The organism is Mycobacterium sp. KBS0706, from assembly GCF_005938675.2.
Classification (GTDB): domain Bacteria; phylum Pseudomonadota; class Alphaproteobacteria; order DSM-16000; family Inquilinaceae; genus Inquilinus.
The window spans coordinates 42,188-57,387 of the sequence record NZ_VCCH02000053.1 but is presented as its reverse complement, the minus strand read 5'-3'; the positions used below and the strand labels follow the sequence as shown (position 1 = coordinate 57,387).

The window sequence follows — 15,200 nt, the reverse complement described above, 5'->3', positions numbered from 1 at the left end:
GCGACTTCGCCGCGGCCGGCGGCGGCGGCGCCTCGGCATCGCCGGTGGCATCCGGCGCCGGCGGGCGGTCCGGCGCGATCTCGCCGGTGGCGCCCTCGTTCACCGCATCGGCGCTGACGATCTCCACCGGCACGACCGCGATCGCCGGCGCGTCGCGCCGAAACAGCGGCAGCCCCAACATCAACACGATCAGCAGGATCGCGTGCAGGGCCAGGGAGATGATGAGACTGGGACGCATGGGGCTCTTGTCAGCGCCTCGGTGCCGGTGCGGTGGACGCGGGGACCGGCGCCGCGGCGGCCTGGCCCTTCGGCGTCTCGGAGATCAGCGCCACCCGGGTGAAGCCGGCCGCGGTGATGGCGCCCATCACCTGCATGATCCGGCCATAGGCCAGCGCCTGGTCGCCGAACACGAAGATGCGGGTCTCGTTCGGGCCGCCGCCCGCCGCCGAGGCCTGGGCCTTGGCGATCGCGGTCAGCATCGGCACCAGGTCCTCCGTCGCCACCTGCTTCTTCTGAACGTAGATCTGGCCGGCGGCGTCGATCGTGACCTGGAGCGGCTCCTCCTTGGTCGGGATGTTCTGGGCCCGGGTCTGCGGCAGGTCGACCGGCACGCCGACGGTCAGCAGCGGCGCCGTGACCATGAACACGATCAGCAGCACCAGCATGACGTCGACGAAGGGGGTGACGTTGATGTCGGCATTGGGGCGGAGGGTGCGGCGGCCGCCGCGTCCCCGGCCGGTGGCGTGGGAGAGCGAGACACCCATCAGCTGCGGTCCTCGAGATAGCGCGACAGGATCGCGCCGAATTCGCCGGCGAAATTCTCCAGCCGCTCGGCGTACTTGTTCAGGTCGTTCGAGAACTTGTTGTAGGCGGTGGTGGCGGGAATGGCCGCGAACAGGCCGATGGCGGTGGCGAACAGCGCCTCGGCGATGCCCGGCGCCACCACGGCGAGGCTGGTGTCGGCCTGGGCGGCGATCGACTGGAACGAGTTCATGATGCCCCAGACCGTGCCGAACAGGCCGATGAAGGGCGCGGTCGAGCCGACCGAGGCCAGCACGGTCATGCCACGCTCGACCCGCCCGAGCTCACGCGTCATGGTCACCTGCATCACCCGGTCGATGCGCTGCTGCAGCCCGGCCCGCATGCTGCCGGAGGCAGCGATGCCGCGATCGGCGGCGATGCGCCATTCCTTCATGCCGGCGGCGAAGGTGGCGGCCATCGGGTCGGGCGGGTTGGCGCCGACCTGGTCGTACAGGTCGTCGAGCGACCCGCCGGACCAGAACGCATCCTCGAAGGCATCGGCCTGGCGGTTCAGCCGCCGGACCCGAATCCATTTCTCGAAGATGATCGCCCAGCACCAGACGGATGCCGACAGCAGCAGCAGCATCACGAATTTGACGATCACGTCGGCCTGCAGGAACAGGCCCCACATGCTCATATTGTGCACGGCACCCTGCCCGACCGCCTGGGCGGTTTCGATCACCGACTGCTCCATACCTTCGCCCTTCCTACGCCGCGTGTGACGCGGTCTGACCCTTGATCGCGTTGAAGACCTCGCGGAGCCGGGGCGGCATCCGCGCCGCCCGGCCGTCACGAGTGATGCAGGCCAATTTCAGCAGCAATGTGACGATGTCGTCCCCGTCGCGCCGGATCGCCTGCGACATTTCGAGACTGGCGCCCCCGATCGCCGTCACCCGCGTCTCGACCATCAGCTGGTCGTCGAGCCGGGCGGAACGGCGGAAATCGATGGCGCAATGGCGCACGGCGAAGGCGATGCCGGTCTCCGCCAACATCGACCACTGCTCGAACCCCGCCGCGCGCAAAACCTCGGTCCGCGCCCGCTCGGCGAAGCGCAGATAGGAGGCATGATAGACGATGCCCGAGCCGTCCGTGTCCTCCCAATAGACCCGGACGGGGAAAAGATGCGGCGCGGCGGTCACGGCTCGTCTTCCGCCAGCAGGTCGAGCTGGGAGGCGGCGCGCTTCGGTTCGGCCAGTCCGAGCGCGCGGTAGCCGCGGTCGCCCAGCATGCGGCCGCGCGGCGTGCGCTGCACCAAGCCCTGCTGCAGCAGGTAGGGCTCGATCACGTCCTCGATCATGTCGCGCTGCTCGCTCAGCGCCGCCGCCAGCGTTTCGACCCCGACCGGGCCGCCGCCGTAATGCTCCGCGATCAGACGCAGATAGCGCCGGTCCATGGCGTCCAGCCCGGCGTCGTCGACATCTAGGCGCTTCAGCGCCTGGTCGGCGGCGCGGGCGTCGATCTGCGCCAGCCCGGCCACGGCGCCGAAATCGCGCACCCGGCGCAGCAGCCGGCCGGCGATGCGCGGGGTGCCGCGCGAGCGCTTGGCGATCTCGTGCGCGCCCTCGTCGGTCAGCGGGCAGCCGAGCAGCCGGGCGCCGCGGGCGACGATCGATTCCAGCTCCGGCGTGCCGTAGAAGTTCAGCCGCAGCGGAATGCCGAAGCGGTCGCGCAGCGGCGTGGTGATCAGCCCCGACCGGGTGGTGGCGCCGACCAGGGTGAAGGGCGGCAGGTCGATACGGACCGACCGCGCCGCCGGCCCCTCCCCGATGATCAGGTCGAGCTGGTAGTCCTCCATCGCCGGATAGAGGATCTCCTCCACCGCCGGGTTCAGCCGGTGGATCTCGTCGATGAACAGCACGTCGCGCGGCTGCAGGTTGGTCAGGATCGCCGCCAGGTCGCCGGCGCGGGCGATCACCGGGCCCGAGGTGGCGCGGAAGCCGACGCCGAGCTCGCGCGACACGATCTGCGCCAGCGTGGTCTTGCCCAGGCCGGGCGGGCCGAACAGCAGCACATGGTCCAGCGCCTCGGCCCGGCCGCGGGCGGCGGTGACGAAGACCCGGAGATTCTCGCAGACCTCGCGCTGGCCGACGAAATCCTCCAGCGTCTGCGGCCGCAGCGAGGCGTCGTCGTCGCCCTGGCGCTCGCCGGTGACGATGCGGTCGGCGTCACTCATGACGCCAGCTCACGCAAGGCGGCGGGGATGATCGCCGACACTGTCGCCTCGGGCCCCAGCTTGCCGCCGGCCCGGGCCACGGCGGCAAAGGCCTCGGCCCGGCCGTAGCCGAGATTGACCAAAGCGGAGACGGCGTCGGCCGCGGCGCCCGCTTCCGCCGGGGCAAAGGCGGCACCTCCGGTGTGGAGGGCGACGACGGCGGGCCCGAGGGCGATGCCGCCGACCTTGTCCTTCAGCTCCGACGCGATCCGGCCGGCCAGCTTCGGCCCGACGCCTTCGGCCCGGGCCAGCATCGCCTTGTCGCCGGCGGCGATCGCGGTCGCCACCTGGTCCGGCGACAGCACCGACAGGATGGCGAGGCCGACCTTGGCCCCCACCCCTTGCACCGTGGTCAGAATGCGGAACCAGTCGCGCTCCGCCGTGTCGGCGAAGCCGTAGAGATGGATGTGGTCCTCGCGCACATGGGTCTCGATGTGCAGCGCCACCGCCTCGCGCGGGCCGCCGAGCAGGCCGAGGGTGCGGCGCGAGCAGAACACGAGGTAGCCGACGCCGTTGCAGTCGATCACGGCGTGGTCGGCCCCGGCGCTGTCGACCAGCCCGCGCAGCCGGGCGATCATCGCGCCACCTGCAGCCGGATGCCGGCGATGCTGGCCTCGGTCTGGCGGTGATGGGCGTGGCAGATGGCGACAGCCAGGGCGTCGGCGGCGTCCGGGGTCTTGAAGGTGGTGCCCGGCAGCAGCATCCGCACCATGTGCTGGACCTGGGTCTTGTCGGCATGGCCGGCGCCGACCACCGACTTCTTGATGTGGTTGGCGCCGTATTCCGCGACCCGCAGACCGGCCAGGGCCGGCACCAGCAGCACCACGCCGCGGGCCAGGCCCAGCTTCAGGGTCGAGCTCGGGTTCTTGTTGACGAAGGTCTCCTCGACCGCCGCCTCGTCCGGCGTCCAGCTCCGGATCACCTCGACCAGCCCCTCATGCAACTGCACCAGCCGGGTGGCGAGGTCGGCCTTGTCGTCGGAATCGACGCGACCGTCGGCGATGTAGCGCAACCGGTTGCCGTCGACATCGAGGACGCCCCAGCCGGTGTGGCGCAGCCCGGGGTCGAGGCCGAGGATCCTCATCGGCGGTCCATCCCCCCTGCCCTCGCCATCCCCCGAAATGCCATCACCCCTCCGCCGGCTCAGGCCGTGAGCCGCGCCATGATGTCGTCCGGGATCTCGAAATTGGCCGAGACCCGCTGCACGTCGTCATTGTCGTCGAGCGTGTCGAGCAGCTTCAGCAGCGCCGCGCCCTGCTCCTCGTTCACCGCGATGGTGTTGAGCGGACGCCAGACCAGCCCGGACGAATCCGGCGTGCCGAATTTCTCCTCCAGCGCGTCGCGCACGGCGGCGAAGCCCTCGACCGAGGTGGTCACGGTGTGGGTCTCGTCGTCGCTTTGCACATCGTCGGCGCCGGCTTCCAGCGCCGCCTCGAACACGGCGTCGGCGCTGGCGGCCTTGGCCGGGAACACCAGCTCGCCGACCCGGTTGAACATGAAGCTGACCGAGTTGGTCTCGCCCAGCGACCCGCCGTGCTTGACGAAGGTCGAGCGCACTTCCGCCGCGGTGCGGTTGCGGTTGTCGGTCAGCGCCTCGACGATCACGGCGATGCCGGCCGGGCCGTAGCCCTCGTACCGGATCTCGACATAGTCGCTGTCGTCGCCGTCGCCGGTGGCGCGCTTGATCGCCCGCTCGATGTTGTCCTTCGGCATGTTCTCCTTGCGCGCAGCCTGGATGGCGGCGCGCAGGCGCGGATTCATCGCCGGGTCGGGCAGGCCGAGTTTGGCGGAAATGGTGATCTCGCGCTGGAGCTTGGTGAAGATCTTGCCTCGCTTGGCGTCCTGCGCGCCCTTGCGATGCATGATGTTCTTGAACTGTGAATGACCGGCCATGGGGGCAGTGCCTGACTGACTTGGAGAATTCGCGGCGCGAGACATATGCGGCCGAACCGGCGACGGCAAGCGTCACCGCACGTTCACCGGCGCCGCGTTAGGCCCAGACTATGGCGCTTTTGTGGCCCGGAGGAAAGGGACACGAAAATTTCTGATTCGCAAGATTCTGTTTCCCAGCAATCGGATAGCCGCGGTTGCTGGGAAATAAGTTGAATAGCCTCAGCCCGCCGATTCGGCCGGGGCGAAGCCGGTCGGCCAGGCGGGCGCCAGCCGGCCGCCGAGGCGCAGCGGCTCGACCTTGCGGGCGAGTCCCGTGGTCTCGTCGGTCTCCAGGACCAGGCCGCAGATCGTCGGCTGGCCTTCGGCCGGGGTCAGCCGCTCGGTCGGCATCTTGCGGATGAAGCGAGCGATCGCCGGCTCCTTCACCATGCCGATGACGCTGTCGTAATCGCCGCACATGCCGGCATCGGTCTGGTAGGCGGTACCGCCGCGCAGGATGTGCAGGTCCGAGGTCGGGACATGGGTATGGGTGCCGACCACCAGTGTCACCCGGCCGTCGAGATGATGGCCCATCGCCATCTTCTCGCTCGACGCCTCGCCATGGAAATCGACGATGATGGCGTCGACCACCCCAGGCATGGCCATGTCGGCGAGCAGCCGGTCGACCGCGGCGAAGGGATCGTCCAGCGCGTCCATGAACAGCCGCGCCATCAGGTTGATCACCAGCACCTGGCGGCCGCCGCGGGCCTGCAGCAGGGTGGCGCCGCGCCCCGGCGTGCCGGCCGGGAAATTGGCCGGGCGCACCATCCGCTTGTCGCGGTCGATGCTGCCCAAGAGCTCGCGCTGGTCCCAGATATGGTTGCCGGTGGTCAGGCAGTCGACGCCGGAGTCGTAGAACTCCTCGGCGATCTTCGGGGTGATGCCGAAGCCTCCGGCCGAGTTCTCGCCGTTGACCACCACGAAGTCGAGGTCGAGGCGCTGCCGCAGCCGCGGCACCTGCTCCATCACCGCCACGCGGGCAGCGCGGCCGACGACATCACCCAGGAAAAGAATTCGCATCCGAAATCCGTCTCAAACAGCGATGCGGATCGCCTCGCGATCCGTCACGATCCAATCCAAAGCTTCGTCGTGCAGGCCGACCGGCACCGCCGCGACCTCCTGCCCGGCATAGCCGATCCCGACCGCCACCACGGACTTCTGCGCCCGCAGCCCGGCCAAGGTGCGGTCGTAGAAGCCGGCGCCGTAGCCCATGCGGAAGCCCTTGCGGTCGAAGCCGAGCAGCGGCACGAACAGCAGATCCGGCACCCGCTCGGCCGCCGACGGCGCCGGCACCGACACGCCGAACACGCCCTCGACCAGCGGCGCCTCGGGCCTCCAGTCGCGGAACACCAGGGGCCGGCCCTTGCCCTGCACCACCGGCACGCAGGCGTGATGGCCGCGATCGATCGCGGCGCGCAGCAGCGGCAGCGGGTCGAGCTCGTCGTCGATCGGCAGATAGCCGCTGACCACGCCGCCCGGGGGAAGGGGAATCGTCTTCAAGACGATGTCGCGCAGCCTTTCGCCCGCTCCAGCGCCGTGGTCTTGATGATAGGCCGCACGGTGCTCCCGCGCCGCGGCCCGGAACGCCTTCTTGGCGTCGCGCAGCTCGCTCCCGTCAGGCATCGCAGGAGGAACTAGAAGGAGTAGCGGAGCCGCATCGGCCGGTGGTCATATCGTCTCCTCTTGGGCCCTGCAACAGCAGGTGGGCGCCGTTTGCCGGGACCACGATCCCGGCAGGGACAGCTCCCTAAGAGAAGTGCTACGGCCCCAGGGACAAAGCGACCTGTCGCACCGCGCAGCCCCGCTCCGCGAACAGATTTAGGGTGTCTCGACCCGGGCTGCAATGGCCTCGATCCGATCCGCGAGTTTCTGCAGCCGCGACGACAGCTCCGGGTCGTCCAGCGGCGACGCCGCCGGGGCCGCGGCGCCCGGGACCTTGCCCTCGCGCAGGTCGAGCAGCTCGTCGCCCAGCATCAGCGCGACCATGACCAGGAGATGCGTGTCGGTCGCGGTCCGCACCGAGCCCTGGATCTCGCGGATCCGCTCCTGCACGAAGCTGGCGACCTCGCGGACGCGCCCCTCCTGCCCGTCTTCGCAGGCGATCGGATAGGGGCGGTTGTTCAGATTGATTTCGACCCGGGCCACGGCGCTACTTTTCCAAAAGGGTCTCGATGCGCTGGATCACCTGGTTGACCCGCGCCGCCACTGTCGCCGTGTCCTCGCGCAGTTCGGTCTCGATCTCGGTCACCGCCTGCGAGCGCACGCGATCCGCGATCTCGTCGATCTGCGATTGGCTGCGCTCCGCCTGCGCCGCCATGGCGGTGTCCAGGCGCTCCAGGGCGCGCTCCAGGCGATCCAACTCGGCGGCCAACCCGCTCATCGGCGGGACTCCAGATCCAGCGTCATCCGGGTGAAACTATGCGCCGCTCCGGTCCCCGTCAACGGAAGCCTCCGGCACGGGCGCGCCGACGGTGCCGGCGAAGGCGACCAGCCGCTCCCAGGTGCGGCGGTCCAGCGGCACGCCGAGCCGTTCGCGCTCCGCCGCCTCGCGCTTCTCCGGGTCGCCGGGCGCCATCACCTCCTGCCCCGGCTGGGCCGGCTGCGCCCGCAGATCCTCGAGAATCGCCGCGAGCGACGATTCGTAGCCGCCGGCGGCGAAGGCCTGCGGCTTCAGCAGCAGGAAGAAATGGCCGATATGCACCGGCTCGCCAGGCCCGGTGAACTTGGTCATGCGGTGACCATGCGGCATGCCGGTCAGGCTGGCGCACAGGATCTCGACCATCATCGCCAGGCCGGCGCCCTTATAGCCGTAGCCGAGGCCGCCGACCGGGATCAGGCCGGTGGCGATATGCGGGTCGATGGTGGCGATGCCGTCGTCGCCGACCGCGACCTCGGGCGGCAGCGGCGTGCCGGTGTCGCGGCGCAGATGCACCCGGTTCAGCGGGATGGCGCTGGTCGCCATGTCCAGCAGCACCGGCTCCTCGTTCCGCGCCGGGGCGGCGAAGCTGATCGGGTTGGTGCCGAAGAACGGCTTCACCCCGCCATGCGGCACCACCAGCGCATCGGCATGGGTGCAGCCGAAGGCGATGAAATCGCGCTGCGCCGCCGCCAGGGTGTAGACGCCGGTGGCGCCGTGATGGGACGAGCGGGTGACCACCGCCGCGGCCAGTCCGGTCTCTTCCGCCAGCTTTGCCGCCTCGTCGATGGCGCGGTAGCTGGCGAGATGGCCGAGGCCGCCATCTGCGTCGACCACGACGCAGGCCGGCGCGGTGCGGGTGGCGGTCACCGCCGGGGCCGGGTTGACCCGCCCGTTCTGCAGCTGGTCGAGATAGAACGGGATCAAGCGCACGCCATGGGTGTCGACGCCGCGAGCCGAGGCGTCGGTCATCGCCCGCGCCGTCGCCGCCGCGCTGTCGTCCGACATCCCGGCGCCGCGCAGGAGCGCTGCCGCGAAGTCTTCCAGCACCGCCCGCTTCAGCCGCACCCCGTCGAACCGTTCCATCCCGCGTCTCCGCAACCCTTTCGCCGGCGCCGGCGCCGTTATGTCCGACGTTTCTAGCGCAGCGCTCCGCGGACCTCCAGAGCTTCCGCCCGGCACCAGGAATGTCAGACGTTTCCATCCACATTATCGGCCTGAAATGGGCATTTGGTGGCATTGACGCGGGGGCACCGGGGCTGCATGGTGCCGCCCGCCCCCGACGACAGCCCGCCTTGACGCCTGGGCGGGCCATCGCCGGATCCCCGTGCCCCCGAACGGATCGATGCCATGAGCGACAGCCCCCGGACCGTGACCCACTCAGACATGGCGAACGCCATCCGCTTCCTGTCCCTGGACGCGGTGGAGAAGGCGAAGAGCGGCCATCCCGGCATGCCGATGGGCATGGCCGACGTCGCCACGGTGCTGTTCAGCCGCTATCTGAAGTTCGACGCCGCCCACCCGACCTGGGCCGACCGCGACCGCTTCATCCTGTCCGGCGGCCACGGCTCGATGCTGCTGTATTCGCTGCTGTACCTCACTGGCAACAGCAAGATCACGCTCGAAGAGATCGAGAATTTCCGCCAGCTGGGCCACCACACCGCCGGCCATCCCGAGGTCGATCACGACGCCGGGATCGAGACCACCACCGGGCCGCTGGGCCAGGGCCTGGGCAACTCCGTCGGCTTCGCGCTGGCCGAGCGGATCCTCAATTCCCGCTTCGGCGACGACCTGGTCAACCACCACACCTGGGTCACCTGCGGCGACGGCGACCTCGAGGAGGGGATCAGCCACGAGGCCTGCTCGCTGGCCGGGCACCTCAAGCTCGGCCGGCTGATCGTCTTCTACGACGACAACCACATCACCATCGACGGCCCGACCTCGCTGTCCTTCAGCGACGACGTCCAGAAGCGCTTCGAGGGCTATCACTGGCACGTCCAGCGCATCGACGGCCACGACACCGATGCGATCGCCGCCGCGATCGACGCGGCGCTGGCCGATGAGCGGCCGAGCCTGATCGCCTGCAAGACCATCATCGGCTGGGGCGCCCCGAACAAGCAGGGCACCAGCGCCACCCACGGCTCGCCGCTGGGCAAGGACGAGGTCGCCGCCACCCGCGCCAACCTGAACTGGCCCTACCCGCCCTTCGAGGTGCCGGAGGCGACGGTCGCGGCCTGGCGCGAGATCGGCAAGCGCGGCGAGGCCGAGCGCCTGGCCTGGGACCAGCGCCTGCTGAAGACCCCGGCCGAGACCCGCGCCGCCTTCCGCCAGGCCAACACCGGCGCCCTGCCCTCCGGCCTCGACGGCATCCTGGCCAAGTTCAAGGCAGAGATCTCGGAGACCAAGCCAAGCCTGGCCACCCGCGTCGCCTCCGGCCAGGTGCTGGAGCTGCTGGTGCCGGCGATTCCGGAGCTGATCGGCGGGTCGGCCGACCTGACGCCGTCGAACAACACCAAGACCAAGGCCTCGACCGACATCGAGCCCGGCAAGTACGGCGGCCGCTACGTCCGCTACGGCGTACGCGAGCACGGCATGGCGGCGGCGATGAACGGGCTGGCGCTACATGGCGGCGTCATCCCCTACGGCGCCACCTTCCTGACCTTCACCGACTATTGCCGGCCGTCGATCCGCCTGGCGGCGCTGATGCGCCAGCGCGTCGTCTTCGTCATGACCCATGATTCGATCGGCCTCGGCGAGGACGGCCCGACCCACCAGCCGGTCGAGCATGTCGCGGCGCTGCGCGCGATCCCGCACCTGATGGTGTTCCGCCCCTGCGACGCGGTCGAGACCGCCGAGGCCTGGCAGATCGCGCTGGAAACCGAGGACGCCCCGTCGGTGCTGGCGCTGACCCGCCAGAACCTGCCGACGCTGCGCCAGAACGCCAATGCCGAGAACCTGTCGGCCAAGGGCGGGTACATCCTGCGGGAGGCGACCGGCACGCCGCGCGTGCTGCTGGTCGCCACCGGCTCGGAAGTGTCGATCGCCAACGAGGCGCGCGACGCGCTGGAGGCCGAGGGCATCGGCACGCGCCTGGTCTCCATGCCCTGCACCGCGCTGTTCGACCGCCAGCCGTCGGACTACCGCCGCCGGGTGCTGGGCCAGGGCGTGGTCCGCATCGCGGTCGAGGCCGGCGTGCGCCAGGGCTGGGACCACTATGTCGGCTCGGAGGGCGGCTTCATCGGCATGACCGGCTTCGGCGCGTCGGGCCCCTACGACCAGCTGTACAAGCATTTCGGGATCACGGCCGAGGCGGTCGTCGCCGCCGCCAAGGCCAAGCTGTAACGCCGAGGCCGGGAACCAGCCCTTCCCGAACGGAAGGGAACGGGTTGGTTCCGCATGCGCTATCGGTACAAGACCATCGGATCGGAGAAGACGACATGGCCGTGAAGGTTGCCATCAACGGGTTCGGGCGCATCGGCCGCCTGGTGCTGCGGGCGCTGATCGAATCCGGGCGCAAGGACATCGAGGTGGTCGCGATCAACGACCTCGCCGACGTCAAGACCAACGCCCATCTGCTGAAATACGACAGCGTGCACGGCCGGGCGCCGTTCGATGTCCAGGTCGAGGGCGACACGCTGGTCGTCAACGGCCACGGCATCAAGGCGGTGCAGCAGCGCGACCCGACCCAGTTGCCCTGGGGCGCGATGGGCGTCGAGATCGCGATGGAATGCTCCGGCATCTTCACCAAGCGCGACGATGCGGCGAAGCAGCTGACCGCCGGCGCCAAGAAGGTACTGATCTCAGCCCCGGCGACGGATGAGGACCTGACCGTCGTCTACGGCGTCAACCACGACAAGCTGACCGCCGCGCACACGATCGTCTCCAACGCCTCCTGCACCACCAACTGCCTGGCGCCGGTCGCCTGGGTGCTGCATGACGCGATCGGCATCGATCACGGCTTCATGACCACGATCCACAGCTACACCGGCGACCAGCGCATCGTCGACACGATGCACAAGGACCTGCACCGGGCCCGGGCCGCGGCGCTGAACCTGATCCCGACCTCGACCGGCGCCGCGAAGGCCGTCGGCAAGGTGCTGCCGGAGCTGAAGGGCAAGCTGGACGGCACCTCGATCCGCGTGCCGTCGCCGAACGTCTCGGTGGTCGACTTCAAGTTCGTCGCCAAGCGCCCGACCACGGTCGAGGAGGTCAACGCCGCGATCAAGCAGGCCGCCGGCGGCAAGCTGAAGGACATCCTCGGCTTCTACGAGGAAGACCTGGTGTCGACCGACTTCAACCACGACCCCCGCTCGTCGATCTTCGCGATCAACGAGACCAAGGTCATCGACGGCACCTTCGTCCGGATCATGACCTGGTACGACAACGAATGGGGCTTCTCGAACCGGATGGGCGACACCGCGATCGCCATGTCCCAGGCCCGCTGAGTCGGATCCCCGATTCAGGACTGCGAGAGGGCGGCTTCGGCCGCCCTCTTTCTTTTGGCTCAGCCGCCGCTCAGTCGGGCTTGGCGACGTGCCAGGCGCCGCCCGCGCCGTCGCCGGTGACGTCGCCGGCCTTCTGGTCCTTGATGTAGGTGTAGAGCGGCTTGCCGTCATAGGCCCACATGGCGGTGCCGTCGGTGCGGGTGACGATGGTCCATTCGCCCATCGCCTTGGCGCCGGCCTCGGCCTTGAACGGCGGCCAGTTGGTGGCGCATTTGTCGTAGCAGTTCGACTTGCCGGCCTCGTCCTTGTCGTAGACGTAGAGGGTCATGCCCTTCGCGTCCGTGTAGACCTCGCCGGCCGAGGTCTTCATGGTCTTCGCCGGATCGTCCATGGCGAAAGCCGAAGCGGCGGCGAGCAGCCCCGCCGCAATGCCGATGGCGATGGTTTTCATGGCGGTTCCTCCCGAAGGCTGGCGCGACCGAGCGCGCCTTTCCACCACAATTCGTCCCGGCCCGGCCGGTGGTTGCGTCCACCGGCCTCCCATTGCCCGAAAAATCGGCAGCCCGTGCCATGGGTAAAAAAGAGGGGCGTCCCGAAGGACGCCCCAAGTCTGGCCGCCAATTGTGCGACGCGCTATTGCACCGCCTCGCCATGCAGCGCGAGGTCGAGGCCATCGCGCTCCGCCTCTTCCGAAACCCGCAGCCCCATCACCGCCTTGATCAGGAACAGCAGCACCAGGGTGACCACACCGCTCCAGACCAAGGTGGCGATGACGCCTTCGGCCTGGATCCAGAGCTGGCCGGGGTTGCCGTAGAGCAGGCCGGCATAGTCGCCGGCTCCGGCCGAGATCGCCGGGTCGGCGAAGACGCCGGTCAGCAGGGCGCCGACGATGCCGCCGACGCCGTGGACGCCGAACACGTCGAGCGAGTCGTCATAGCCGAACGCCTTCTTCACCGAGGTCGAGGCGATGAAGCAGACGATCCCGGCAGCGATACCGATCACCAGCGCTCCCGTCGGATTGACGTAGCCACAGGCCGGGGTGATCGCGACCAGGCCGGCCACGGCGCCGGAGATGACGCCGAGCACGCTGGGCTTACCCTTCGCCGCCCATTCCACGAACATCCAGGCCAGCGCGGCCGCGGCGGTGGCGATGTGCGTCGCCGCAAACGCCATGCCCGAGCGGCCGTCGGCGGCGAGCCAGGAGCCGGCGTTGAAGCCGAACCAGCCCACCCACAGCAGCGAGGCGCCGATCACGCTGTAGACCAGATTGTGCGGCGCGAAGGCATGCGCCGCGCCGGTGCCGTAGCCCTTGCGCTTGCCGATCACGATGCAGGCGACCAGCCCGGCGATGCCGGCATTGATGTGCACCACGGTGCCGCCGGCGAAGTCGAGCACGCCGAGCCCGAACAGCCAGCCGTTCGGCTGCCACACCCAATGGGCCACCGGCGCATAGACGATCAGCGACCAAAGCAGCATGAAGACCAGCAGCGAGGAGAACTTCATCCGGTCGGCGAATGCCCCGACGATCAGCGCCGGCGTGATCGCGGCGAAGGTCATCTGGAACATCATGTAGACCGATTCCGGGATGACCGTGGCGACCGGTGTCGCCGCCCCGCCCGCGCCGAGCGTGAACACGCCCGACACCGGCAGGCCGTTGAGGAAGAAGCGCGATAGATCGCCGATATAGGCGCCGCCATTGGTGAAGGCGAGGCTGTAGCCGAGCACCATCCAGGCGATGCTGATCAGGCAGGTGGTGGCGAAGCACTGCATCAGCATCGACAGCACATTCGCCTTCCGCACCATGCCGCCGTAGAACAGCGCCAGCCCCGGAATCGCCATCAGCAGGACCAGCAGCGTGGAGGTCTGCATCCAGGCCGTCGCTCCCGAATCCGGCACGGCCGGTGCGTCCTGCGCCAGCGCCGGCAGGGCGAGCAGCAAGGCCGCCCCCGTTATTCCCGTTCCCCAAAACGTCCGCTTCATTGAGTCCTCTCCAGCCTACATCCTTCCGGCTGACGGTCGGTAGCCGCCCTGTCGGCACCGGCACGAACCGCCTTTTCGCCGGGGTCCAAGCAAGTGCCATGCCGGTTTTGCCGGCAGCGGGCGAAGCCAAGGATCATGGCCGGCAGGCGGAATCTGAGTGAACAAATTTTAGGCAACCGCTGCAGCGTTGGCGAAAAAATCACCACCCCATGACGGGTGCCTTCCGGCAGCCGTCGCGGTAGGGTGCGGCGCCCTTGTCCAGAGTGCCGGAATGAGCAAGACCGTCAGCCGGATCCCGCTACCCTCCCCCGCCCTTGGAACCAGCCGCACCGTCACCGTGCACCGCTACGGCCAGCCGGGCGCCCGCCCCAAGGCCTATGTCCAGGCCGGGCTGCATGCCGACGAGCTGCCGGGCATGCTGGCTGCCCATCACCTGCTGCGCCGGCTCGACACGCTGGACGCCGCCGGCGCGATCCATGGCGAGATCGTGGTGGTGCCCGTCGCCAACCCGATCGGCCTGTCGCAATCGGTGCTGGAGTATCATGTCGGCCGCTTCGCCCTGGACGGCCGCGGCAACTTCAACCGTCACTACCCCGACCTGGCCCCGATCGTGGCGCCGCGCATCGCCGGCCAGCTGACAGACGATGCCGAGCGCAACGTCCGGCTGGTGCGGGCGGCCCTGCTGGCGGCGCTGGCGGAGCAGCAGCCGGCCGGCGAGACCGGCGCGCTGCGCCAGTTGCTGCTGGGCCTGTCGATCGACGCCGACATCGTGCTGGACCTGCATTGCGACAACCGGGCGCCGGTGCATGTCTATCTCGGCACGGCGCTGTGGCCGGACGCCGAGGACCTCGCCCGCGACGTCGGGGCCGAGGCGGTGCTGCTGGCCGACGAGTCCGGCGACAACCCGTTCGACGAGGCGAATTCGGCGCCATGGTGGGTGCTGCGCCGGCTGCTCGGCGACGACCATCCGCTGCCGCCGGCCTGCCTGGCGGCGACGATCGAGCTGCGCGGCCAGGCCGATGTCGACGACGCCACCGCCGGGGCCGACGCCGACGCGCTGATCCGCTTCCTGCAGCGCCGCGGCGTCGTGGCCGGCGATCCCGGCCCGCTGCCCGAGGCGCGGTGCGACGCCACGCCACTGGCCGGCAACGAGATGCTGCGCGCTCCGGTCGCCGGCATCGTCACCTACTCCCAGCCGCTCGGCGCCCGGCTGCGCCGCGGCGAGCATGTCGCCGACATCGTCGACCCGACCGCGGATCCGGCGCTGGCGCGCACCCCGCTCCATGCCGGGGTCGACGGGGTGCTGTGGTCGCAATGCCTGCACCGGCTGGTGCGGCCCGGCGACATCGTCGCCAAGATCGCCGGCGCCGAACCGATCGAGGGCCGCGGGGCCATCCTGCTGACGACCTGATCG

18 protein-coding genes and 1 other RNA gene are annotated in these 15,200 nt (G+C 69.6%); 3 read left to right on the top strand and 16 right to left on the bottom strand.

What is annotated here, in order from left to right; translation table 11 throughout:
• The 14 genes from FFK22_RS25625 to FFK22_RS25560 form a co-directional block, all read right to left on the bottom strand.
• The coding region (locus FFK22_RS25625; protein ID WP_143956871.1) for a cell envelope integrity protein TolA at nt 1–238 on the bottom strand (238 nt) is incomplete at its 3' end.
• A gap of 10 nt (nt 239–248) precedes the next feature.
• The gene (gene tolR, locus FFK22_RS25620) at nt 249–764 is read right to left on the bottom strand and encodes a protein TolR (protein WP_138890672.1); all 516 of its coding nucleotides are present in this window, start codon (nt 762–764) and stop codon (nt 249–251) included.
• Nucleotides 764–1,483 carry a protein TolQ gene (tolQ, locus tag FFK22_RS25615; RefSeq protein WP_221938849.1) on the bottom strand — a complete coding sequence of 240 codons (720 nt, stop codon included), beginning with the start codon at nt 1,481–1,483 and terminating at the stop codon, nt 764–766. The genes tolR and tolQ overlap by 1 nt, the downstream gene beginning before the upstream one ends.
• Before the next feature lie 25 nt (nt 1,484–1,508).
• Complete coding sequence (gene ybgC, locus FFK22_RS25610) at nt 1,509–1,940, bottom strand: tol-pal system-associated acyl-CoA thioesterase (protein ID WP_138890670.1); 432 nt, start codon at nt 1,938–1,940, stop codon at nt 1,509–1,511.
• Nucleotides 1,937–2,974: a Holliday junction branch migration DNA helicase RuvB gene (ruvB, locus tag FFK22_RS25605; RefSeq protein WP_138890669.1), complete on the bottom strand. Its 1,038-nt coding sequence runs from the start codon at nt 2,972–2,974 to the stop codon at nt 1,937–1,939. The genes ybgC and ruvB overlap by 4 nt, the downstream gene beginning before the upstream one ends.
• The gene (ruvA, locus tag FFK22_RS25600) at nt 2,971–3,591 is read right to left on the bottom strand and encodes a Holliday junction branch migration protein RuvA (protein WP_138890668.1); all 621 of its coding nucleotides are present in this window, start codon (nt 3,589–3,591) and stop codon (nt 2,971–2,973) included. The genes ruvB and ruvA overlap by 4 nt, the downstream gene beginning before the upstream one ends.
• Nucleotides 3,588–4,097, bottom strand: coding sequence for a crossover junction endodeoxyribonuclease RuvC (gene ruvC / locus FFK22_RS25595; RefSeq protein WP_138890667.1), 510 nt, complete (start codon nt 4,095–4,097; stop codon nt 3,588–3,590). The genes ruvA and ruvC overlap by 4 nt, the downstream gene beginning before the upstream one ends.
• A gap of 59 nt (nt 4,098–4,156) precedes the next feature.
• Nucleotides 4,157–4,906: a YebC/PmpR family DNA-binding transcriptional regulator gene (locus FFK22_RS25590; protein WP_138890666.1), complete on the bottom strand. Its 750-nt coding sequence runs from the start codon at nt 4,904–4,906 to the stop codon at nt 4,157–4,159.
• 219 nt (nt 4,907–5,125) lie between these two features.
• Complete coding sequence (locus tag FFK22_RS25585) at nt 5,126–5,965, bottom strand: TIGR00282 family metallophosphoesterase (protein ID WP_138890665.1); 840 nt, start codon at nt 5,963–5,965, stop codon at nt 5,126–5,128.
• A gap of 12 nt (nt 5,966–5,977) precedes the next feature.
• Nucleotides 5,978–6,568, bottom strand: coding sequence for a 5-formyltetrahydrofolate cyclo-ligase (locus tag FFK22_RS25580; RefSeq protein WP_138890664.1), 591 nt, complete (start codon nt 6,566–6,568; stop codon nt 5,978–5,980).
• Nucleotides 6,569–6,590: 22 nt separating this feature from the next.
• Nucleotides 6,591–6,750, bottom strand: a non-coding RNA gene (gene ssrS, locus FFK22_RS25575) — 6S RNA.
• 13 nt (nt 6,751–6,763) lie between these two features.
• Complete coding sequence (locus tag FFK22_RS25570) at nt 6,764–7,090, bottom strand: cell division protein ZapA (protein ID WP_138890663.1); 327 nt, start codon at nt 7,088–7,090, stop codon at nt 6,764–6,766.
• A 4-nt stretch (nt 7,091–7,094) separates the two neighbouring features.
• Nucleotides 7,095–7,325, bottom strand: a complete 231-nt coding sequence (locus tag FFK22_RS25565; protein WP_138890662.1) for a hypothetical protein — start codon at nt 7,323–7,325, stop codon at nt 7,095–7,097.
• 36 nt (nt 7,326–7,361) lie between these two features.
• Nucleotides 7,362–8,447: an Ldh family oxidoreductase gene (locus FFK22_RS25560; protein ID WP_138890661.1), complete on the bottom strand. Its 1,086-nt coding sequence runs from the start codon at nt 8,445–8,447 to the stop codon at nt 7,362–7,364.
• A 264-nt stretch (nt 8,448–8,711) separates the two neighbouring features.
• Between FFK22_RS25560 and tkt the strand changes: the two genes are divergently transcribed.
• Together tkt and gap are read left to right on the top strand one after the other, a co-directional pair.
• Complete coding sequence (gene tkt / locus FFK22_RS25555; RefSeq protein ID WP_138890660.1) at nt 8,712–10,703, top strand: transketolase; 1,992 nt, start codon at nt 8,712–8,714, stop codon at nt 10,701–10,703.
• Nucleotides 10,704–10,798: 95 nt separating this feature from the next.
• Nucleotides 10,799–11,806, top strand: a complete 1,008-nt coding sequence (gap, locus tag FFK22_RS25550; RefSeq protein ID WP_138890659.1) for a type I glyceraldehyde-3-phosphate dehydrogenase — start codon at nt 10,799–10,801, stop codon at nt 11,804–11,806.
• 70 nt (nt 11,807–11,876) lie between these two features.
• Here the strand turns inward: gap and FFK22_RS25545 are convergent, their stop codons facing one another.
• Together FFK22_RS25545 and FFK22_RS25540 are read right to left on the bottom strand one after the other, a co-directional pair.
• Nucleotides 11,877–12,257 carry a hypothetical protein gene (locus tag FFK22_RS25545; RefSeq protein ID WP_138890658.1) on the bottom strand — a complete coding sequence of 127 codons (381 nt, stop codon included), beginning with the start codon at nt 12,255–12,257 and terminating at the stop codon, nt 11,877–11,879.
• Nucleotides 12,258–12,439: 182 nt separating this feature from the next.
• Nucleotides 12,440–13,786, bottom strand: a complete 1,347-nt coding sequence (locus FFK22_RS25540; RefSeq protein WP_138890657.1) for an ammonium transporter — start codon at nt 13,784–13,786, stop codon at nt 12,440–12,442.
• A 271-nt stretch (nt 13,787–14,057) separates the two neighbouring features.
• Between FFK22_RS25540 and FFK22_RS25535 the strand changes: the two genes are divergently transcribed.
• On the top strand, nt 14,058–15,197 hold the full coding sequence (locus FFK22_RS25535; RefSeq protein ID WP_138890656.1) for a succinylglutamate desuccinylase/aspartoacylase family protein: 1,140 nt from the start codon (nt 14,058–14,060) through the stop codon (nt 15,195–15,197).
• The last annotated feature ends 3 nt before the right edge of the window (nt 15,198–15,200 follow it).